This is a genomic window from Pullulanibacillus pueri (assembly GCF_014639255.1).
Classification (GTDB): domain Bacteria; phylum Bacillota; class Bacilli; order Bacillales; family Sporolactobacillaceae; genus Pullulanibacillus; species Pullulanibacillus pueri.
Map to the genome: position 1 here is coordinate 27,024 of NZ_BMFV01000009.1, position 20,640 is coordinate 47,663.

The window sequence follows — 20,640 nt, forward strand, 5'->3', positions numbered from 1 at the left end:
GAGGGGGAAGAGGATGCGTAATTCAATAGAATTTGAAGTATATGGGAAATATGCTTTATTTACTGATCCGGTCACAAAATTAGGTGGAGAAAAACTATCTTACCAGGTACCGACATACCAGGCGCTGAAAGGCATTGTGGAATCCATATACTGGAAACCTACTATAGTATGGGTGATTGATAGGGTGAGAGTGATCAACGCTATCCGTATGGAGGCAAAAGGCATACGCCCTATCGAATACAAGGGAGGAAATACGCTGGCCAATTACACCTATTTAAAGGATGTGAGGTATCAAGTGCTTGCTCATTTTGAATTTAATGAGCATCGGGAGGATCTAGCCTTCGATCGTAACGAACATAAGCATCACAACATCGCTAAGCGCAGTGTGAAGGCCGGTGGAAGGAGAGATATTTACTTAGGAACGAGAGAGTGCCAGGGCTATGTGGAGCCATGTGAATTCGGCAGTGGGGAAGGGTTTTATGACAATTATGGAGGAACCATTCATTTCGGAACGATGGTTCATGGTATCAATTACCCTGATGAAACAGGAAAGGGCATGATGGAAGCACGGTTATGGGAATACGAGATGAAAGATGGCTATATCGACTTTATCCGCCCAGAAGACTGTGATAAGGTCCGTCCCTTGAGTGCGATGAAACCTAAACTCTTTTCAAAAGAAACGATTGAATCAGTTGATGCATTGTATCATGACTACTTTGGTGAGAGGGGGCATTAGATGAGCTGGTTATTAAGTCTTTATGAGACCTATGAGAAGAATAGTGATCAAATAGGCGCCATCCACAAAAGAAGAGAGGACGAAGCATACACGCTACTTCCCGTTTCACACTCTACCCAAAATGCACAGATTGAAGTGACTGTCGATCTTGAAGGGAATTTTTATGATGCAGTAGTGGTAGAGAAGAAAAATGCAACGACAGTTATTCCTTGCACTGAAGCTTCCTTTAGTAGAACAAGTAAAGCTGTCCCGCACCCTCTCCATGATAAATTGATGTATGTTGCCGGAGATTTTGAACACTATGGTGGGGTGGTAAAAAAGGGCTCGCCATTCAATGACTACATTGAGCAATTAAGAGAATGGTGCGACTCGTCACATGCTCATCCAAAGGTTATTGCCATCTATCATTATTTGAAAAAAGGAACTTTAATCAAAGATTTGGTAAACAAAGCGATTCTTCGTGTAGATGAAAAGCATCAGCTAATCAAAAAGTGGACAAAAAAGGAGGAAGAAAAATATGGTGATAAGCCTGATATTTTTAAGGTTATGAGTGAAACGCAGGACAAAGTGTTTGTGCGTTTTGACGTCCACGAGGTAGGTAAGGTGAATACAAGCGTTTGGAATGATACCTCCATATACGATGCCTTTGTTGCCTACTATAAAGGGAAATTGCAAGAGGATGACATGTGTTACATCACAGGGAAGATGGATGCTAAAACCGATCGGCATGCCTCCAAGATACGTCATGCCGCAGATATGGCGAAGTTGATTTCAGCAAATGATACGGACGGTTTTACGTTTAAAGGGCGCTTTATAAACGCTAATGATGTTGCCAATGTGAGCTTTGATGTTTCACAAAAAGCGCATAATGCATTGAAGTGGTTGATATTAAAACAAGGAAAAGTCGTTGATGGACGTGTGTTTTTAGTCTGGGGAAATGAGTCAACGGAAGTCCCTTCTCCGCAAGATGACTTGCATGATTGGCTTGTAGGTATCGGGTCCTTAGATGAAAGACAGCAGCAAGAAGCCGGTGATCGCACACATGAAGTGTTTGCTCGGGCCTTCAACAAAGCGATAGCAGGTTATAAAAGCAATTTATCCTATGAGTCAAAAGTGATGCTGCTAATTTTAGATGCAGCTACGCCAGGCCGACTTTCTGTGATGTATTACCGCAGCATGAACATCGAAGATTACTTCACCCGGATCGATAATTGGGCCAAGACTTGTAGCTGGCTGCATGCTTATAAGAGGGATGAGCAGAAACAAATCATTCGCTTTTATGGACCGCCTGCTCCAAGGGATATTGCACTGGCTGCTTATGGATCACATGCGAGTGACAAAGTGATTAAAGGACTGATGGAACGCATGTTAGCTTGCATTGTTGACGGGCAAAAAATTCCATTGGACGTCATTCGCAGTGCGCTGGCCAGAGCTTCTAACCCGGTTTCTATGGATGAGTGGGAATGGACCAAGACATTAAGTATCACTTGTGCTTTATTAAAAAAGCATTATGAAAAGGAGGAATATGACGTGGCATTAGATGTGAATTGTAAGGAGAGGGACTATTTGTTTGGGCGCTTGTTAGCCATTGCAGATGTTTTGGAAAAGCGGGCGTTGTATTCAGCTGATGAGAAGCGGGCAACGAATGCCATTCGCTATATGAACGCATTTTCGAGGCATCCTGCACGAACTTGGCAAGTAATTCAAGCAAATCTACAACCCTATCAGGCCAGATTAGGTGATCAAGTCTTTTCTTTCAACCGTTTGATTGATGAGGTGGCGAGTGATATCAATTTAAACGATTTTAATGATAAACCCTTGAGTGGTTTATATTTACTCGGGTTCTATAGTCAGCGCCATGAATTATTTAAAAGTAAAAAGCAAAAAGAAAAAGAGCAATTAGAGAATACTAATTTATAGGAGTGGATAGAGATGACGATTTTAGATCATAAAATTGATTTTGCGGTTATTTTTTCTGTGAGAAATGCGAATCCAAACGGGGATCCTTTGAATGGAAATCGGCCAAGGCAGAATTATGAAGGATATGGCGAGGTTTCTGACGTTTGCTTAAAACGGAAAATGCGCAATCGATTACAGGACGCAGGTGAGCCAATTTTTGTTCAATCAGATGAGAGGAAAAATGATGCCTTTAAAAGTTTAAAAGAACGTGCCGATGCAGAGGAAGATTTAAAGAAGGCCATGAAGGATAAAAATAGTGATTTATTTGCTGAACTTGCTTGTAAGAAATGGCTGGATGTAAGGAGCTTTGGTCAAGTCTTTGCCTTTAAAGGTGATGTATTATCTGTGGGTGTACGGGGGCCGGTATCTGTTCATCCTGCTGTCAGTCTTAGTCCCATCGATATCTCTAGTATTCAGATCACTAAAAGCGTCAATTCAACGACATCTGACCGCAAGGGCTCCGATACGATGGGAATGAAGCATCGCGTGGATTTTGGCAACTATGTTTTTTATGGCAGTATTAACACACAACTTGCTGAAAAAACGGGCTTTACTCATGAGGATGCAGAAAAATTTAAACAGGCACTCATCACCTTATTCGAGAACGATGCTTCCTCTGCACGTCCCGATGGGAGCATGGAGGTACAGAAGGTATATTGGTGGGAGCACAATTCAAAGTTAGGGCAGTATTCATCTGCAAAAGTCCACCGCTCTTTGAAAGTGGAAGAGGATAATGAAAAAAACGTAAAGATCACTTTAGAGGAATTAAACGGGCTGGCGGTACAAGTCTATGATGGACAGTAATGAAGACGACTATCTCATGCTTTCTGGCATCCAGCATTTCCAGTTTTGCAAGCGGCAATGGGCGTTGATTCATATTGAACAGCAATGGGCCGAAAATGTTAGGACTGTCGAGGGCCAACATCTTCATCGCAAAGCAGATCAACCGTTTATAAAAGAAAAACGAAGAAATAAGCTCATAGTCCGTGCCTTGCCAATAAAGTCAAAAGAGCTCGGGGCAACAGGGATCTGTGATGTGGTTGAATTTATTGAAGATGACGATGGGGTATCGGTTCTGAACTCCGATCAGTTATATATTCCGATCCCTGTGGAATATAAAAGAGGCAAGCCTAAAAAAGATCGTTCGGATACATTGCAATTAACGGCCCAAGCCATGTGCCTTGAGGAAATGCTTCTCTGCAGTGTTCCAACAGGGTACATTTTTTATAATGAAATCAAGCACCGTGAGGAAATCCCAATTACTGAGGAGAACAAGGAAAAGGTAAGAACGGTTTTTAAGGAAATGCATCATTATTTCAACAATCGTCACACGCCGAAGGTTAAGACAGGAGCCTTTTGTCGTAATTGCTCATTACAAGACATTTGCTTACCAGAGCTTATGCACAAACAATCTGTGGCGAGCTATATTGAAAGGATATTAGGGGAATGAGAAAGTTATTAAATAGCTTATTTATTACAAGCCCGGATGTTTATTTAACATTGAATGGTGAGAATATTGTCGTGAAAAAGGAAGAGGAGCGCATTGGTAGGGTGCCGCTTCATAATCTAGAGGCCATTTATACTTTTGGCTATAGCGGAGCGAGCCCTGCTTTAATGGGGGCGTGTGCGGAGAAAAATATTGCTCTCGTCTTTTTGACAAAGCATGGCAGATTTATAGCGCGAGTAATTGGGGAGAGTAGAGGCAATGTTGTCTTACGTAAAGCACAATATCGCGTGTCGGATAGTGAGGCGGCAAGTACAGCAATTGCCAAGCACTTTATCATTGGAAAAATCTATAATAATAAATGGATCTTAGAGCGCGCAACTCGTGACTACCCTTTAAGGATTGATACAAATCAATTTAAGGAAGTTTCAAACAAGTTATCAGACATTCTTACAGGGATTAAAAAAGTGACTGATTTAGAAGGGCTAAGAGGGTATGAAGGACAAGCAGCGATCCTTTACAATAAAGTTTTCGATCAGATGATCCTTCAACAAAAGGATGCGTTCTTTTTTAAAGGAAGAAATCGCAGGCCACCGCTGGATAATGTCAATACCATGCTTTCCTTTGCCTACACGTTGCTGGCCAGTGATGCCACTGCTGCTTTAGAAGCAATCGGCTTGGACGCTTTCGTCGGTTTTTTACATCGAGATCGCCCTGGCCGAGCTTCTTTGGCGTTGGACGTAATGGAAGAACTACGAGGAGTCTACGCCGACCGCTTTGTTCTATCACTGATTAATAAAAAGGTCGTTCATAAGGATGACTTTCTGACAAAAGAAAATGGCGCAGTCATCATGACAGATGAAGCACGCAAAAAGTTTTTAAAAGCATGGCAGGAAAGAAAACAAGATAAGATTAAGCACCCTTTTTTAGGCGAGCGTATTTCTTGGGGGTTGGTCCCTCATGCCCAAGCCATGCTATTAGCCAGATATCTAAGAGGTGATTTAGATGGGTATCCACCATTCTTATGGAAGTAGAGTGATTAGATGCTAGTTGTGATCACATATGATGTGAGTACCGTTGATGGCGCTGGCAAAAAGAGACTGCGAAGAGTATCAAAGCTTTGTCAAAACTATGGACAACGTGTTCAGAATTCTGTATTCGAATGTGTAGTAGATTCTACCCAACTCAAGCAGCTTAAGTATGAGTTGTTGGAAGTCATCAATAGTGAAAAAGATAGCTTGCGATTTTATCGATTAGGTGATAATTATAAAACCAAGGTAGAACATATCGGTGTAAAAGATTCCTTCGACGTAGAAGGGCCTTTATTTATCTAGTTAAGGTGCGAATGTGAAGCGCACATCAATTACTAAGGAGATTCGCACCAAAAAAGACGGTAATAATATACTTTTATTTGGAAGAATGGAATTAAACAGGTTTATTTAATGGTCTATTATGTTATAAATGTAAAAATATAGGGCAAATATTACCTGTTTCCGCTGTCGCACTCTTCGTGAGTGCGTGGATTGAAATTCCTTTTTTTGCTTAAAAAACTCGCTAAAATGATCGTCGCACTCTTCGTGAGTGCGTGGATTGAAATCTCACATTCCGGAATGGAATGGAAAAAGTATATTGTCGCACTCTTCGTGAGTGCGTGGATTGAAATTCTAGCATTCCGTTTATTGCGCCATGATCTATATGGTCGCACTCTTCGTGAGTGCGTGGATTGAAATCTCTGAGGAAAAGGCTGGAGCGAAATCAGCATCAGTCGCACTCTTCGTGAGTGCGTGGATTGAAATGTTTCAATATTGCCGCTCGCGATGTGGCGAACTAGTCGCACTCTTCGTGAGTGCGTGGATTGAAATCTTTATCTCTTGCGAGAATCATATAATTCCCGTCCGTCGCACTCTTCGTGAGTGCGTGGATTGAAATTTCAAGCAACGCAACCGTTACGGATAACGGAACTGTCGCACTCTTCGTGAGTGCGTGGATTGAAATATAACACTAGGATTTAGTTCGACTCTTCTAGACGTCGCACTCTTCGTGAGTGCGTGGATTGAAATCTCGATTACTACGGTCGGCGACATGTTTTGGTAAGTCGCACTCTTCGTGAGTGCGTGGATTGAAATGTTTTAAACTCGAATAGTAGCTGTGTTCCATCGGTGTCGCACTCTTCGTGAGTGCGTGGATTGAAATGGGGTGGGGAAGACACATCTTGAAATTGCTGCAGGTGTCGCACTCTTCGTGAGTGCGCGGATTGGAAACACGGGCAGCAAATCTGAAACTAAGCTTAAAGAAAAAAACTTCCTGTAGCGAAAACAGAAAGTTTTTGATGTCTTTCCATTACTTATCAAGCAGGTTATAGAGAAACTCCCATTTCTCAGTATCAAGCAAGTCCTTTTGAGAAATCTCGAGTCCGCCGCCTAGGAAGACCTTTTGATCTTGGATGGCGATGACCATAGCCTCAAAGGAAGAGGTAGGATCAACCTTCTTGTATACGTCACCTATGGTGGGCAAGAAGCCACTATTCACTCCGTTTTCTTCTAACTGAAGGGCATCGTCATTGATGTCACCTTCGCTTATTTCTTTATAATCAATGGGATGGCTATTTTCATCTCTACCTGGGACCATTAATAAATATTCGCTATGTTTTATGCCGTTAGATCGATTGGTAATAACCCCTTTGTTTTCTACTGTTTCAACGACTTCGATGGAGTTTAATGTATAATTATCTAGATAATCCGGACTTGGATTGGTAATTAAAATATAATCGCCTTCCTCAGCTTTTTTATCTTTACTGAGGGTATAGACTTTGTGATTAAATATAAAGCTATCCTGCGGTTGGATTTTGTATCTTTCTACGTTGACCGCTTTTGTTAGATGTTGTGTTAAATCTCTCATCCTAATGAGATGGACAGATTGTTTAAACATTGGCTTTACACCATAGACTTTGTGTAGTTCATTATTATAGTAAACAAATTGTCCTTTTCTGACCTGATATAACTTCAAAGGTCATGCCCCCTAAAAAAGTATTGATTTTCATGCAAAGAATAAAAGAACTTAAAAAGATACACGAACTATGCTAATGATTATTTCTTAAGATACCCTAAAATGAATAAATCATTAGAGTGATTTTGGCCAGATTTATTTTCAAGTTCGTCTTCTTATTAAAATATACAAAAGAGCAACAAATCCTTCAATCTCTAATCATACAATAAAATGGTAAGAGAAAGGGGGATGAAAATGGCGATTACAACATCTGTTTTCAACATGAAGGGTGGTGTTGGCAAAACCACTCTAACAGTTCAGTTAGCCTGGTACATGATGAGCGAAAAAGGCAAACGGGTATTAGTCGTGGATTTAGACCCTCAGGCCAATGCCAGTCATTATTTAATGGGAGCGAAAAAGTATAAAGATTATATTGAGCAACGGCGTCCGACCATGAAGGATTTGTTTGAGGAATATACTTCTTTATCCAGATTCCAGCTTCGAGATGAATTTATCTATGGCGTACGCACTGAACAAGATGCCAAGCTTGATTTAATCCCTTCTTCATTAAAACTTTCGAAAATCTTGAAGAATCCTCGGGGGAAGGAGCATGCCTTAAATAATTTTTTAGCGATGGTGAAAGACAATTATGATGTCATTTTTATCGATTGTCCACCGACAGAATCCATGTTCACTACGGCTTCTTATCGTGCGAGTCAATAGCTTTTAGTCCCTGTGAAACCTGAATTTTTATCTACCATTGGATTGCCATTGATTGTGGAATCAACAAACGAATTTCGCCGTGATTATAACCGTTCAGATTTGAAGGTGGCGGGAATTGTTTTTAACATTGTGACGAATAGTCGCGAGGCGATGGCATCTAAGCGTGAGATTAAGGCATTGGCTCGTCAATATGAATGGCCGTGGTTTGAAGAAGAAATTAGTTTTAGTGATTCTTATACAAGAAGTGTGCGTGAAATCAGTTCTATAATGGATACGCGTTATGCAAGAGCCAGTACGACAGATGAATTCCGGGCCTTTGCCGAAGCCTTTTCCAGGACGATAAGCTTATGAAGAGCAAACAATTAATGCTAGAACTGATGCTGTTAAATGAAAAATATTCAACAGAAGATATAAGAGCAGTCAGACACCTTCTCGAAGAAAAGCATACAGATGTTCTCAATTGTTTGCAAGCGTTACATAAACTAAGTCAAGGTGAACAGTCGGAATCAAGGGCAAAGCCTAAACAAGAGAAGAAACGGCCAACAAATTTAAAAAGCAGGCTAACAGAGTTAAAGAAAGAGAATACCTCGAAATATAACTGGATTAAACATACACAAGAATTGTTGGAAGATACACAAAACGTTAAACTCGAAGCCATTCGCAACTATGCTCGTGAGTTAAATCTTCCTTTAACAAAGGGAACGAAGCGTCCAGCGCTTATCCGCCAAATTATTATTGCTCTCATCGAAAGACCTACTGATAAAATGATCCCCTTTAAAGCAAATCCTAAACAAGTTCAAACGAATTCACTTGAAATCCTCTCACAAGCCATCATATCTAATGCTAAGACAAAGAACTCATAATGGGACTGAACTTTTGTTATTAAAGTATCACTTTTGACATATATCTTATTAGCAGATCCCAATTCCTCAAGGAAAGGGTGAAATAAATCAAGTAAAGGATCAGAGGATGATGTCAATCAATGTTGAACTGAATGACTGTAGTAGCGAGTTTTTACCCATTTTTCATTAAAGGGGGGCGTGGCATGCAGTGGTATTTGACAGTGTGGAAAAAATACGCCGTCTTTGAAGGACGATCTCGACGTCAAGAGTATTGGATGTTTGTGCTCATTAACCTTATTATAGGCATTATTTTTGGTATTATTGAATACTTCATTTCAGGATTTGTCGTTATTCAGTATCTTTATGAATTGGCGATCCTAATTCCTGGTCTTGCAGTGACCGCAAGACGTTTGCACGATACTAACCGTAGTGGATGGTGGCAGCTCATCGGACTAATTCCTTTAGTCGGATGGATTATCCTTCTCGTATTCTTGTGTCAGGATAGCGACGTGGATTCGAACCGATTTGGTTCAAATCCCAAATAAAGAAATCATGCTAAGACGGGTGATGAGACTTCTCTCGCACTCAGGACATGTTGGGTCCTGAGTGCCTTTTTAAGCAAGTTATTTTTTAAATTTATTAAAATATTATAAAATATTGAAAGGGCTTTCGTAAGACGGTTCATGATCTTGTATTTAAAAAGTTGGAGGAATAAAAATGGACGAGAGAATAGCCAGCCTGCCAGAAGTATTGGAGACGTTGGATGGTGAAAAAGTCACAAGTGCCGAGCAGTGGCAACAAAAACGGCGACCTGAAATTTTTAAGTGCTTTCGAGAGCATGTATTTGGAAGAGAACCCTGTCCGGATAGGTTAAGTTTTCACATGATATCTGAGGAGCAGCTTAAAGAAACAATAAAAAGCAAGAAAGTACGCTTGACGTATGTAGGACCAGGTGGAGAGGGGACGTTCAATGTTCACCTTTTAATCCCTTGTCAGTCGCGTCAACCTGTCCCTGCTTTTCTACTTATTAATCATCAGACGCCTGAATCCCCACTAAGCACCTCTTTTTGGCCAACAGATGAAATCGTCTCCCGAGGTTATGCAGCTATTGTTATTCATGTTCAAGAGATTGATCCGGATTTTGACGATGGCTTCAAGAATGGTGTCCATGCGCTCTTTGATGCTCCTGGGGAACCCCGTCCAAAAAATGCTTGGGGAACGCTTGCAGCATGGGCTTGGGGTGCGAGTCGGGTCATGGATTACTTGGAGACAGACCCTGATATCGATCAGCATCGTGTGGCGGTGGTCGGCCATTCAAGAGGTGGAAAAACAGCGCTATGGGCAGGTGCGGTAGATCAAAGGTTTAAAATGGTCGTCAGTAATAATTCAGGATGTACTGGGGCTGCTCTTTCTAGAGGAAAAAAGGGAGAAACCATTAAGGCCATAAATACTCGATTTCCGCATTGGTTCGCCGAAAATTATAAGGCTTTTAATGACAAGGAATACGACATGCCCTTTGATCAGCATATGCTCCTGTCTTTGATTGCCCCACGACTTTTATATGTGACGAGTGCGACTGAGGATGACTGGAGTGATCCTGAATCTGAATTTCTGTCCCTTTTATTGACCAGCCCCGTCTACCAACTTTTTGGACTCAAGGGATTAGGTGAGTCTCCCTATCCTTCTCCAGAAGAACCTATCATAGGCGAACATGTAGGCTACCATTTAAGAACAGGACAACATGATTTAGTCGAATACGATTGGAAATGTTTCCTGGATTTCGCCGATCGGTTTTTGTGAGGAGTAATAAAAAATGAGCAGTAGGACGACGGATAAAGATGGTTGGGATGACTCAGGATCAGATCAATACGTTGAGGAGTTTTTGTATCATTTAGAGGCAGATCCTTATGAACTCACAAACTTAATTCATGATCGATCCTATCAAAAGATTAAAGAAGATCTGCAGGAACGTTTGTTAAAGAGAATGGTGGAGGTTGGGGAAGCTAGGCCAACAATTATACAAGCTACTCGCGAGAGGTAAACACTTTTAAAATGTTTATTATTAAAGGGAGCCTGTCTGTTATATCCTGCATAAGGAGAGATTCTTTTGATGCTTTAATCGTGATATCCTTTAGAAGGCAACTACGGGTTCCCTTTCGTTTTCAACTGTCAAAATCAATAGAGTCGAAAAAAGAAACTAGTCTAGCAAGATTAGTTTCTTTTTCCTGGATTTCTAACGATTATCTATCTTTTCAGGATAGAGATCGTGGTTAAGCATACGATGTTCGGCCATTTTTTCATACTTTGTTCCGGGTTTTCCATAGTTGCAATAAGGGTCAATGGAAATCCCTCCTCGGGGTGTGAACTTTCCCCAAACTTCAATGTACCGGGGCTCCATGAGATGAATGAGATCGTTCATGATGATGTTTATACTGTCTTCATGGAAGTCACCGTGATTACGGAAACTAAATAAGTATAACTTCAGTGACTTGCTTTCCACCATTTTAAGATCAGGGATATAGCTAATATAAACCGTTCCAAAATCAGGTTGTCCTGTTTTCGGGCAGAGTGTAGTAAATTCTGGACAATTAAATTTTACGAAATAATCTCTGTTAGGGTGCTTATTGTCAAAGGTCTCAAGAACCTCGGGGGTGTAATCAAAAGCATAAGTCGTTTTTTCGCTCCCTAATAAACTGAGATCTTTAAGATCTGCATCATTTCTTCCTACCATATACATCCTCCTCAATATGATCAACAGTATAAAAAAAGCCATACCTCTAAGAGATATGGCTTTAACGTCATATATCCTTAGTTTTTTATAGAGGGTTTGGCTAAGAACCTCTATCATATATGAACAAGTAGCATTTATTTTAGCAGATTATCAGGAGACTGTCACGGGCTGGGACATAGGGACAGGTTTACTGTCCCGGAAATAAAAAGGTTGAAGAATAAAACTTCTCTGGAACCGAAGTCCCCCTTGCTCTCTTAAGTAAGTGGCATGACACGCTGTTGAAAATCACTTTGTTAAAATAACATTGCCGCATTGCCTTAGCAGCTTTAAAATAAAATAAAGCCCTTACATTTACTGATGTTTAAAAGGAGAGAGGTCAAATGGAGAGTCACATGATCCAAAGGTTAGAACCCCCAAAAGGGAAGGTTCGGGTGGTACTAGATACGGACACTTACAATGAAGTCGATGATCAATTTGCTGTTGTGTATGCTTTATTGTCCCAAGAAAAAATGAAAGTTGAGGCCATTTATGCGGCACCGTTTTTTAACGATAGATCTAAAAGTCCTGCTGATAGAATGGAAAAAAGTTTTAATGAAATAAATAAAATTCTTGGTCTTATGCCTATTTCGTACGACCATTTTGTATACAAAGGGTCGAGGGATTATTTGAAAGACTTAAATGAGCCTTATCATAGTGATGCAGCATTGGATTTGGTGAAGAGAGCCATGGCGTCGTCTGAAGATGATCCGCTCTATGTGGTTGCTATTGGTGCTATTACAAATGTCGTTTCTGCTCTATTAATTGAACCTGAGATCATGAATAAAATCGTTGTTGTGTGGCTTGGAGGTCATGCTTTATACTGGCCCGATACTAAGGAGTTTAATTTGTATCAAGATATCGTAGCGTCAAAATATATTTTTGATTGCAGTGTCCCTCTTATGACCATTCCTTGTATGGGTGTTTGTTCTCATTTACTGACCACTTTACCTGAACTTGAAGCGCATATTAAGGGAACGGGTGATATAGGGGATTATTTATTAGAGACCTTTAAAGGCTATCAGGCAGATCATTTCGCTTATTCAAAAGTCATTTGGGACATTTCAACGATCGCTTATTTAGTCAATCCTAATTGGGTAGAGACAAACATTGTGCATCGCCCGATTCTCACAGATCAATTAACATGGAGCTTTGACTTATCAAGACCGTCCATGCGGGTAGCAACCTGGTTAAATTGCGATGCTATTTATAAAGATCTTTTTAGGAAAATTCGCGGGGAAAAAGAGTGAAATGACACAAACCTCGTTCATTAAAACCCGCAAAAAGCAGTTGTTCCTTTAGAATAGAATACCGCAAGTTATAATGTCTAAATGTTTAAATTTGTCTGATTCCTAACGGTTCAGCTATAATTAGGCTTATGAAAAGACTAAAACGGTTGTTTATATTTTTGATTCCTTTAATTTTACTGCTTCTCTTTTGTCTTTTTGAGGCGGGACGCTATCTCGCGGTGTCGGAAAGGCCGCGGAATGCGGATGTCATCATTGTCTTAGGGGGTGGAGATGGTGAGCGGGCGCTAGAAGCGAGCAAGCTGTATAAAAAGGGATATGCCCCTTACGTCATGTTGTCTAATGGTGGGCTTCGCAATCACCCTTCGACGGTCGAAGCTGAAAAAGAAATGGGTTGGCTTAAAGAGGATGGTGTGCCAGAATCGGCGATTATACCTGAGCTTCAAGCGCAAAGTACTTACGGGAATGCTGTCTATTCCAAAAGGATGATGAAAAAACATCATTTCAAGTCAGCTATTGTTGTCTCCTCTTCCTTTCATATGAGACGCTCGCATTATATCTTTGAGAAAGTCTACGCAGGATCGGGGATTAAGCTAATATACCACGCCGCGCCTACCTCTTATTACAATCCTGACTGGTGGTGGACCACAAAACTCGGGTGGCAATTTACGATCAATGAATATATTAAACTCGTCGGGTATGTTGTCATTTACGGACTCGTTTAAAAATGAGGATACTTTTTCCTGGAACTATAAAGCTTGACAGCCAGTGGAGGTAAGCTATGCGGTAACGATGTTTAAGTCCCTCCCAGCGCGAAGGAAACGATAGTAAAAAAGTAGGTACACTTAAGGAGGCCAAGATGATGTATGGTTCTTCAGATGAGGATGTTGAACGCCTATATCAAAAAATAATTCAAGCATGGAATCACCGAGATGCTCAAGGAATGGCAAAACTCTTTACAGAGGATGGGGTGCAAATTGGCTTTGATGGGAGTATGCTTACGGGTCAAAAAGAAATTTTAGACCACCTCAATCCTATCTTTGAAAATCATCCTACAGCTCCTTTCATAGTGAAGGTGAAGGATATAAAAATGCTCGGGACTGATGTGGCGATTTTACGCGCTATTGCAGGGATGATTCCGCCTGGAAAGACAGAGATAGAGCCAACGGTCAACGCTCATCAAACGATGGTGGCTGTAAAGAAGGAGATAGGGTGGCGCATTCAACTGTTTCAAAATACACCAGCACAGTTTCATGGCAGACCAGAGTTAGTTGAGCAGATGACTAAAGAGCTAAGACAATCTCATTTAGGTACTTGAAAGGGCAGTGACAAAGCAACTGGATTTTTCTATTTGTGCTCCTTTAATGGGTCTTAGTCTTGCTTTTGAACGTCCTTTTTCAAATGCTCTCCTTCAATCTTCCTAAGAAGTATCGTAATATTGAGTGTAACAAAGGTAAAAGGGGTCCTTAAAATGGATACACAACAGACATGGAACTTATATGAAAAACTCATGAAAGATTACGATACCTCATTAGATGCTGATGGGGTTAGTGGGAAAAGACTCGCGCAGAGACTTTCCGCTTTATCGGAAATCGGCTTAACGGATGAACATGGGTCCTATCGGATCGGCTTCTCTCAGGAAGAGAAGCAAGCGAAACAATTAGTAAAACAATGGATGAATGAAGCAGGATTAGAAGTTTCAGAGGATGGTGCAGGCAATGTTTTTGGGCGCCTATCCGGAAGGAATCCACACAGGCCGGCTATTCTTTCGGGTTCTCACGTAGACAGTGTCCCTAATGGTGGACATTTTGATGGACCATTGGGTGTACTAGCCGCTCTCGAGGTAGTTGAGGCCTGGAAAGCCACAGGCTTTGTGCCAGAGTCACCTTATGAAGTCGTGATTTTTACTGATGAAGAAGGTTCGCGTTTTAATGGTGGGCTCACTGGGAGTCGGGCAATGACCGGTGAAATCGATAGGGAGGCTCAGCAGCAACTGGTTGATATCCATGGCGATCCTTTTGAAAAAGTGATTGAAAAGGTGGGACTCTCTGTTAATACGTTTGCAGCCTCCCAAAGAGAGATGTCCGATATAAAGGGCTATGTTGAGATCCATATTGAACAAGGAAAACGATTAGAAAAAGCAGGAGTTCCTGTGGGGATCGTCACGGGGATAGCCGGACCCTCTTGGTTAGAAATGACTTTCACTGGAGATGCTGGTCACGCAGGAAATACGCCAATGGATGATCGGAGAGACGCACTTCTTGCAGCCAGTCAATTTGTGGTAGCTGTTAATGCATTGCCTCAACAAGTCAGTTCAACGGCGGTGGCGACCGTTGGAAAGTTAGATGTCCATCCCAACGGAACAAATGTCATCGCTGGTCAAGTGACATTAACGGTAGATATTCGTGATATCGATGAAACACAACGAGATAGATTGATTGAGCTTATTATTCAATCAGCAACATCTATTTGTGAAGCACATCAGATTGACCTTGAATGGAAGGAAACACAGCACGTTAAACCTGTTCCTATAAAAGAGAGTATGCAAGAAAAATTAAGTTCGGCAATTCAAGCGAAGGGCATTGCTCCTGTCTATTTAACCAGTGGAGCGGCGCATGATGCCATGATTATGGGTCATCACGTCCCTGTGGCCATGATTTTTGTTCAAAGTAAAGATGGGGTCAGTCATAACCCTGCGGAATGGTCGTCGTTAAATGATTGTGTTCAATCTGCTCATGTATTGAAACAGTTTGTGGAAACGTATTAAGGAACGTTCTATAAGTATCATATTTCAGTAAATACTTCGTAAGGAAGGGTGAGGAATATGAAAGGCTTATTTTCAGCATTATTAGTCCCGTTCGATGAAAAAGGTCAGGTGTTAGAGAAGGGGTTGCGTGAACTCGTACGATACAATATTGAGGTCCAAAAGATTGATGGATTGTATGTTAACGGGAGCTCAGGTGAAAATTTCATGATGTCTAAAGAGCAAAAAAAGCAGGTCTTTAAGATCGTCAGTGAGGAAGTAAATGGTGAGGTGCCGCTCATTGCCCAAGTTGGGTCAATCAATATTGATGAAGCTATTGAACTAGGAAAATACGCTACAGAGTTAGGTTATGATAGTTTGTCAGCTGTCACACCTTTTTACTATAAATTTAGTTTCCAAGAGATTAAAGCTTATTATGAAAGTATTCTAAAGGAAACAGGCAATACGATGCTTATCTATGCAATCCCGTCACTCACAGGTGTGGCTATGTCTATGGAACAATTTGACGCTCTTTTCCAGAATGAAAAGATTATCGGGGTGAAATTCACAGATAGCAATTTCTTTTTATTAGAGCGCCTTCGTCGTCGTTTTCCTCATAAACTAATTTATTCGGGATTTGATGAAATGCTCATTTATGGTGTGGTTTCGGGTGTAGATGGCGCTATTGGCAGTACATATAATATCAATGGTCAGCGTGCCAAGCAGATTTTCGACTTATGTCATAAGGGGCAGTTAAAAGAGGCTTATGCCATTCAACACACGTGCAACGATCTTATTGAAAGGGTCTTAGACTTAGGGATCTTTGCAACGTTGAAGGAAATATTAAAGGTAAAAGGGGTCGAAGCAGGAACTGTTAAGAGTCCGATGCAAGCTCTTGATGAGAGCAAAAGATCCGAGATTGAGGCATTAGTGAGAACCTTTGATTTATAAAGGAATCAGATGAAAGGAGCCTTTCTTTATGACGGCGTGGCTCACCTCGCTTTCCTCATGCCCCAATCGGGGTCCCCGAAAAGTGTTCTTTACTTATTGGGGTGATATTGATGTGGGTAGGGTCAGCGTTCGACGCACAGGATGTGCTAGCTTCGACGTTGTCACGTTGACTGAGTGGCTGATGCTGCTTGCCTTTACCCAGCTGATGCCCGTTTTTCAGATTCTAAAGAAAAACGGTCACCAAGGCGCCTTTCTGATGCCCGTTTTTCAGATACTTAAGAAAAACGGTCACCAAGGCGCCTTTCTGATGCCCGTTTTTCAGATTCTTGAGAAAAACGGTCGCCAAGACACCTTTCTGATGCCCGTTTTTCAGATTCTAAAGAAAAACGGTCACCAAGGTGCCTTTCTGAAGCCCGTTTTTCAGATTCTTGAGAAAAACGGTCACCAAGACACCTCGCTGATGCCCGTTTTTAGTAGTGTCAGCGTATAATTTAATGCAAAATCTTATAAAAGCAACTTTAGCCTTCGTCATTAAGGCTTGGCGAGTGACAACTTTAGTGTGTGCAAAAGCACGAACATCAGGGCGTGCTTAGCGAAGCGCTCGAGGAGTATAAGTATGGTTTTTCTAAAAGGCGAACATTGCATTAAAAAGAGCCACACTTCAAAAAGGGCGAGGCGGCTCTTTCTTTTTCAATAGGACAACGCCTATCCTTTGGTACCTGATATCACGATACCTCTAATGAAATATTTCTGTGCAAAAAAGAATAAGATGAGTGGAGGCAGGATCGCGATAATAGATGCAGCCATGAGTAAGTTCCATGGGGTTTGTGCAAACGCTGCTGTAAAGTTGGCAAGTCCTAGAGCTAAAGGATATTTTTCAGGTGAACTTAAATAAATGAGCGGACCGATAAGATCGTTCCAGCGATACATAAACTCCATAATTGCGGCCGTAGCCAGCCCTGGCATAGATAGTGGCAAAAGGATTCGGAAAAAGATCGTAAAGTAGCCTCCGCCATCAATCTTAACGGCCTCATCCAGTTCCTTCGGTATCCCCATATAAAACTGCCGCAAAAGGAAAATCGTAAAGGCACTGCCACCGATTGTCGGGATGATAAGGGGCCAATAAGAATCTACTAATCCTAGCTTATTAAAAATGAGGTATTGCGGGATCATGGTAACCTGCGGTGGTAACATCATGGTGCTCAATACAATCCCAAAAAGTACGGTACGTCCTCGGGCACGCAAACGGGCGAAACCGAAGGCTGCAAAGGCAGAAAAGAAGGTGGTTGAAACGACGGTGACTATCGTGTACCAAATACTATTCCAAGTAAAACGACCAAAATTTACCTCCTTAAAAACATCCACAAAATTGTGCCATTGGAAGGACGGAATCCATTTTGGTGGGAAAGCTTGAGATTCTGGCAAGGTCTTGAGTGACGTGGACAACATCCAAATAACGGGAAGCAGGAAAAACGCTAACCCTAAAATGAGTAAAACATAGACAATAATTTTTCTGAACAGGCTATATTCACCATGTACATAATTTTTTTTAGTTTGTGTCGTCATGAACGGCCCTCCTGACGTTTCTTTTAACATCGTAAGCACTTTTAACAACTGAAAATAAGCATGATTAAATGACTTTATTTATTATCATACTCGTAATAAACTAACCGACGTGAGATCCATAGCGATAGCATTGTTAAAGCAAAAATGATGATAAAGAGAACCCAAGCTAGAGCTGAGGCATATCCCATACGATATTGTGAAAAAGCAGTGTCGAAGAGATAGTAAACATAGAAGTAGGAGTGCCAATCAGGACCCCCTTGTGTAATGACATACGCTTGAGTGAACACCTGGAAGGAGCTAATGATCGCGATAATGGTATTAAATAGAATGACAGGTGAGATCAGTGGAACGGTAATGTGAATAAATTTTGCCCATCCACGGGCGCCGTCCAACGAGGCGGCTTCATATAATTCTTTTGGTAATTGTTGCAGGCTGGCTAAGAAAATAACCATCGTTCCGCCGATAGCTGTTAATTGCATTAAAGCCATTGAGGGAATGACCCAATGCGTACTGTTGAACCAATTGGGACCGTCTATGCCAAAGACTTGTTTTAATAGTGAGTTGACGACACCAAAATCAGGATTTAACAGCCATGACCACAGAAAAGCAACTGAGACACCGGCAATGATGCTCGGGGCATAAAAGGCCGTGCGGAAGAAGGCCTGACCCTTGACTTTCTGATTGAGTAATATGGCTAATAAAAGTCCTAAAATAATCGTAAAGGGAACAGCAAGTAAGGCGTAATAGGCAGTGGCAGCCAATGATTTCATCACAAGAAAATCAGTGAATAAATTAATATAGTTACCAAGACCTACCCAAACCGGAGAAGACACGATATTATAATCGGTAAAACTTAAAAACAAAGAAGCTACGATGGGACCGCCAGTAAAACAGATCAGTCCGATCAACCAAGGGAGAATAAAAATCCAGAAGGCCCGTTCTTCTTGTCTTGCCTTAGGGCTTCTCTTGCTTTTCTTCTTTGTTGGAAGTGCTTTTTTAGTGTCAACTGAATGTTCAAGACTCAATGTCATCACCCCTAGAACCTAAAATTATTTTTTATTTCTTTACAGTGGTCCACGATTCAAGAAGTCTTTTTGTTTCATACATGGCATCGTCAAAGGATTTATTTCCTCCATAGTAGGCATTGATCGGTTGATTGATATACTGAATCAATGTTGCCCAATCTTTGACCATATGATTGGCGGCTTCTATTCCATTGTTGATAGCGCCTTCGTGTACTTCCTTCAATTTATCCGCGGGCATCCCTAATTTTTTGGATTCAAAATCAAGCCAGTAATCCATAAGGTTCTGATTGGCAGGAGGGCCTTGGGTTGTCTTGATATAGCTTTTTAAACCTTCTGTACTGTAAATGAACTTCATGAATTTCCAAGCTTCATTCGGGTGTTTAGAATCCTTCGAGATACTCATAATATCGATATACATGCGATCTTGGCGATTCGGAACGTAGGGCAGAGCGGCAACGCCCCATTTGAAGTCTTCAATATTTTGATAGCCCCATAATCCCCAGCCACCGTTAATAGTCATGGCGACTTTTCCAGAAACAAAGGGATCTCCAATTTGTGAAATCGCTGATAGTTGTGATGTGGAGGGTGATACTTTATATTTGAAAATTAAATCATGGTGGGCTTTAACAGCTTTGTGAACGACAGGGTCATCGACATTAGGTTGAAGTAAAACGCCTTTATTATAACTTTCATCAGAAATAAAACTACTTCCAAACATTTCGGCATCAACAGAAGGATCGTTGTTATCGAGGAGACCATAGATATTTTTTGAGGGGTCGGTTAATTTTTTCGCGTAGGACACCATTTTATCCCATGTCCAAGACTTATCATTCCAGTCGGTAGGGGGATCCGGTAACCCTGCTTTTTGAAATAGATCTTTATTGTAAAATAATAGACTGCCAAGAGTATTTAAAGGTAGCGCTTTCAATTCACCGTTTACTTTCCATAAATTAAGAGCCTTTGGTAGAACCCCATCAATGACATCTGGATCTTTCTTGACGTAGTCTGAAAGGTCAACGAGTTGATCAGCATAAGACATAAAGCCCCCATTGGCCCAGTTTGGTGCCACGATATCAGGTAGATTTTTCCCTGCAATCATGGTTCGCATTTTTTGGTCAATTTGGTTCTGAGGGACATCCACCAGCTTGATATCAATATTGGGATTCTGTTTTTCAAACTCTTTGATCATTTGATTTTCCCAGACTCTTTCATGTGGATCTGCACGAACCAACCAGCTTAGTTCCACTTTATCATTGCCATTAGAGGACAGGCTGCATCCACTAAGGGAAACGACTAGGGCAAAACTGATGATACTTACCAAGAAACCTTTACGAAGTCTGTGACTCATTCATTATCCTCCTCCCATTTTAGAAAACGCTTACATATGTTGGGTAGTTAACTTAAGGCAGCCAATTATTTCGCCTTAATAACTTATAGAAATTTTAACAAGAACTGTTGAAAATGTCACGGGGAAAATAGAGGGGGTCTTTAGTCCTGGTTAATGGTGCCTGTATATTTTGTGTTTGTCATAAAAAAGTCTCGTGAATAAGGCTTGTTCAGATATAAAAGGTGTCATTGCAGAAGGAGCTCGTTAAATAATAAGTTCCCTTGGGCTATAATACTTCAATAGTATAATTTTACAAAAGGGGGAT

At 41.1% G+C, this 20,640-nt stretch carries 23 protein-coding genes, 1 CRISPR repeat array and 1 riboswitch; of the genes, 18 read left to right on the forward strand and 5 right to left on the reverse strand.

Annotated elements, in window-relative coordinates; genetic code table 11:
* The first annotated feature begins 13 nt into the window (after positions 1 to 13).
* Genes cas5c through cas2 form a run of 6 tightly spaced genes read left to right on the forward strand, consistent with a single transcriptional unit; the run spans position 14 to position 5,473 of the window.
* On the forward strand, positions 14 to 736 hold the full coding sequence (cas5c, locus tag IEV91_RS07615; RefSeq protein WP_188496829.1) for a type I-C CRISPR-associated protein Cas5c: 723 nt from the start codon (positions 14 to 16) through the stop codon (positions 734 to 736).
* Complete coding sequence (gene cas8c / locus IEV91_RS07620) at positions 737 to 2,656, forward strand: type I-C CRISPR-associated protein Cas8c/Csd1 (protein ID WP_188496830.1); 1,920 nt, start codon at positions 737 to 739, stop codon at positions 2,654 to 2,656. It abuts the gene before it with no gap.
* Between the two features lie 12 nt (positions 2,657 to 2,668).
* Positions 2,669 to 3,499, forward strand: a complete 831-nt coding sequence (gene cas7c / locus IEV91_RS07625) for a type I-C CRISPR-associated protein Cas7/Csd2 (protein ID WP_188496831.1) — start codon at positions 2,669 to 2,671, stop codon at positions 3,497 to 3,499.
* Positions 3,486 to 4,145, forward strand: coding sequence for a CRISPR-associated protein Cas4 (cas4, locus tag IEV91_RS07630; RefSeq protein WP_188496832.1), 660 nt, complete (start codon positions 3,486 to 3,488; stop codon positions 4,143 to 4,145). The genes cas7c and cas4 overlap by 14 nt, the downstream gene beginning before the upstream one ends.
* Positions 4,142 to 5,173, forward strand: a complete 1,032-nt coding sequence (gene cas1c, locus IEV91_RS07635) for a type I-C CRISPR-associated endonuclease Cas1c (RefSeq protein ID WP_188496833.1) — start codon at positions 4,142 to 4,144, stop codon at positions 5,171 to 5,173. Before cas4 ends, cas1c begins: the two co-directional genes overlap by 4 nt.
* A 9-nt stretch (positions 5,174 to 5,182) precedes the next feature.
* Entirely contained in the window at positions 5,183 to 5,473 is a 291-nt protein-coding gene (gene cas2, locus IEV91_RS07640) for a CRISPR-associated endonuclease Cas2 (RefSeq protein ID WP_188496834.1), read from the forward strand.
* 164 nt (positions 5,474 to 5,637) lie between these two features.
* Positions 5,638 to 6,400: direct repeats of the CRISPR family, unit length 32 nt; unit sequence GTCGCACTCTTCGTGAGTGCGTGGATTGAAAT.
* A 79-nt stretch (positions 6,401 to 6,479) separates the two neighbouring features.
* On the opposite strand, the gene IEV91_RS07645 is transcribed toward cas2, so the two are convergent.
* Positions 6,480 to 7,145 (reverse strand): hypothetical protein, encoded by a 666-nt coding sequence (locus IEV91_RS07645; protein ID WP_188496835.1) that lies wholly within the window; start codon positions 7,143 to 7,145, stop codon positions 6,480 to 6,482.
* Between the two features lie 234 nt (positions 7,146 to 7,379).
* On the opposite strand from IEV91_RS07645, the gene IEV91_RS07650 reads away from it, so the two are divergent.
* The 6 genes from IEV91_RS07650 to IEV91_RS07675 all read left to right on the forward strand — a co-directional run bounded on the left by IEV91_RS07650 (position 7,380) and on the right by IEV91_RS07675 (position 10,730).
* Positions 7,380 to 7,847 carry a ParA family protein gene (locus tag IEV91_RS07650; RefSeq protein WP_188496836.1) on the forward strand — a complete coding sequence of 156 codons (468 nt, stop codon included), beginning with the start codon at positions 7,380 to 7,382 and terminating at the stop codon, positions 7,845 to 7,847.
* A 54-nt stretch (positions 7,848 to 7,901) separates the two neighbouring features.
* On the forward strand, positions 7,902 to 8,198 hold the full coding sequence (locus tag IEV91_RS07655) for a hypothetical protein (RefSeq protein WP_188496837.1): 297 nt from the start codon (positions 7,902 to 7,904) through the stop codon (positions 8,196 to 8,198).
* The gene (locus IEV91_RS07660; protein WP_188496838.1) at positions 8,195 to 8,710 is read left to right on the forward strand and encodes a hypothetical protein; all 516 of its coding nucleotides are present in this window, start codon (positions 8,195 to 8,197) and stop codon (positions 8,708 to 8,710) included. The genes IEV91_RS07655 and IEV91_RS07660 overlap by 4 nt, the downstream gene beginning before the upstream one ends.
* A 182-nt stretch (positions 8,711 to 8,892) precedes the next feature.
* Positions 8,893 to 9,234, forward strand: a complete 342-nt coding sequence (locus IEV91_RS07665; protein ID WP_188496839.1) for a DUF805 domain-containing protein — start codon at positions 8,893 to 8,895, stop codon at positions 9,232 to 9,234.
* A gap of 172 nt (positions 9,235 to 9,406) precedes the next feature.
* Entirely contained in the window at positions 9,407 to 10,489 is a 1,083-nt protein-coding gene (locus tag IEV91_RS07670) for an alpha/beta hydrolase family protein (protein WP_188496840.1), read from the forward strand.
* A 13-nt stretch (positions 10,490 to 10,502) separates the two neighbouring features.
* Positions 10,503 to 10,730 (forward strand): hypothetical protein, encoded by a 228-nt coding sequence (locus IEV91_RS07675; protein WP_188496841.1) that lies wholly within the window; start codon positions 10,503 to 10,505, stop codon positions 10,728 to 10,730.
* Positions 10,731 to 10,922: 192 nt separating this feature from the next.
* Here the strand turns inward: IEV91_RS07675 and queF are convergent, their stop codons facing one another.
* Positions 10,923 to 11,420: a preQ(1) synthase gene (queF, locus tag IEV91_RS07680; protein WP_188496842.1), complete on the reverse strand. Its 498-nt coding sequence runs from the start codon at positions 11,418 to 11,420 to the stop codon at positions 10,923 to 10,925.
* A gap of 71 nt (positions 11,421 to 11,491) precedes the next feature.
* Positions 11,492 to 11,537, reverse strand: a riboswitch (PreQ1 riboswitch).
* Between the two features lie 263 nt (positions 11,538 to 11,800).
* Between queF and IEV91_RS07685 the strand changes: the two genes are divergently transcribed.
* From IEV91_RS07685 to IEV91_RS07710, 6 genes are all read left to right on the forward strand, one after another.
* Positions 11,801 to 12,706: a nucleoside hydrolase gene (locus IEV91_RS07685; RefSeq protein WP_188496843.1), complete on the forward strand. Its 906-nt coding sequence runs from the start codon at positions 11,801 to 11,803 to the stop codon at positions 12,704 to 12,706.
* Between the two features lie 218 nt (positions 12,707 to 12,924).
* Positions 12,925 to 13,428, forward strand: coding sequence for a YdcF family protein (locus IEV91_RS07690; protein ID WP_188496844.1), 504 nt, complete (start codon positions 12,925 to 12,927; stop codon positions 13,426 to 13,428).
* Between the two features lie 137 nt (positions 13,429 to 13,565).
* The gene (locus IEV91_RS07695; RefSeq protein WP_188496903.1) at positions 13,566 to 14,021 is read left to right on the forward strand and encodes an SgcJ/EcaC family oxidoreductase; all 456 of its coding nucleotides are present in this window, start codon (positions 13,566 to 13,568) and stop codon (positions 14,019 to 14,021) included.
* A 153-nt stretch (positions 14,022 to 14,174) separates the two neighbouring features.
* Positions 14,175 to 15,470 carry a M20 family metallo-hydrolase gene (locus tag IEV91_RS07700; RefSeq protein ID WP_188496845.1) on the forward strand — a complete coding sequence of 432 codons (1,296 nt, stop codon included), beginning with the start codon at positions 14,175 to 14,177 and terminating at the stop codon, positions 15,468 to 15,470.
* A gap of 57 nt (positions 15,471 to 15,527) precedes the next feature.
* Complete coding sequence (locus tag IEV91_RS07705) at positions 15,528 to 16,397, forward strand: N-acetylneuraminate lyase (RefSeq protein WP_188496846.1); 870 nt, start codon at positions 15,528 to 15,530, stop codon at positions 16,395 to 16,397.
* 28 nt (positions 16,398 to 16,425) lie between these two features.
* The gene (locus tag IEV91_RS07710; protein ID WP_188496847.1) at positions 16,426 to 16,887 is read left to right on the forward strand and encodes a hypothetical protein; all 462 of its coding nucleotides are present in this window, start codon (positions 16,426 to 16,428) and stop codon (positions 16,885 to 16,887) included.
* Positions 16,888 to 17,102: 215 nt separating this feature from the next.
* Here the strand turns inward: IEV91_RS07710 and IEV91_RS07715 are convergent, their stop codons facing one another.
* From IEV91_RS07715 to IEV91_RS07725, 3 genes are all read right to left on the reverse strand, one after another.
* Positions 17,103 to 17,963 carry a carbohydrate ABC transporter permease gene (locus tag IEV91_RS07715; RefSeq protein WP_188496848.1) on the reverse strand — a complete coding sequence of 287 codons (861 nt, stop codon included), beginning with the start codon at positions 17,961 to 17,963 and terminating at the stop codon, positions 17,103 to 17,105.
* A gap of 74 nt (positions 17,964 to 18,037) precedes the next feature.
* Positions 18,038 to 18,988, reverse strand: coding sequence for a carbohydrate ABC transporter permease (locus IEV91_RS07720; protein ID WP_229745466.1), 951 nt, complete (start codon positions 18,986 to 18,988; stop codon positions 18,038 to 18,040).
* Between the two features lie 31 nt (positions 18,989 to 19,019).
* Complete coding sequence (locus IEV91_RS07725; protein ID WP_188496850.1) at positions 19,020 to 20,336, reverse strand: ABC transporter substrate-binding protein; 1,317 nt, start codon at positions 20,334 to 20,336, stop codon at positions 19,020 to 19,022.
* Positions 20,337 to 20,640 lie beyond the last annotated feature (304 nt).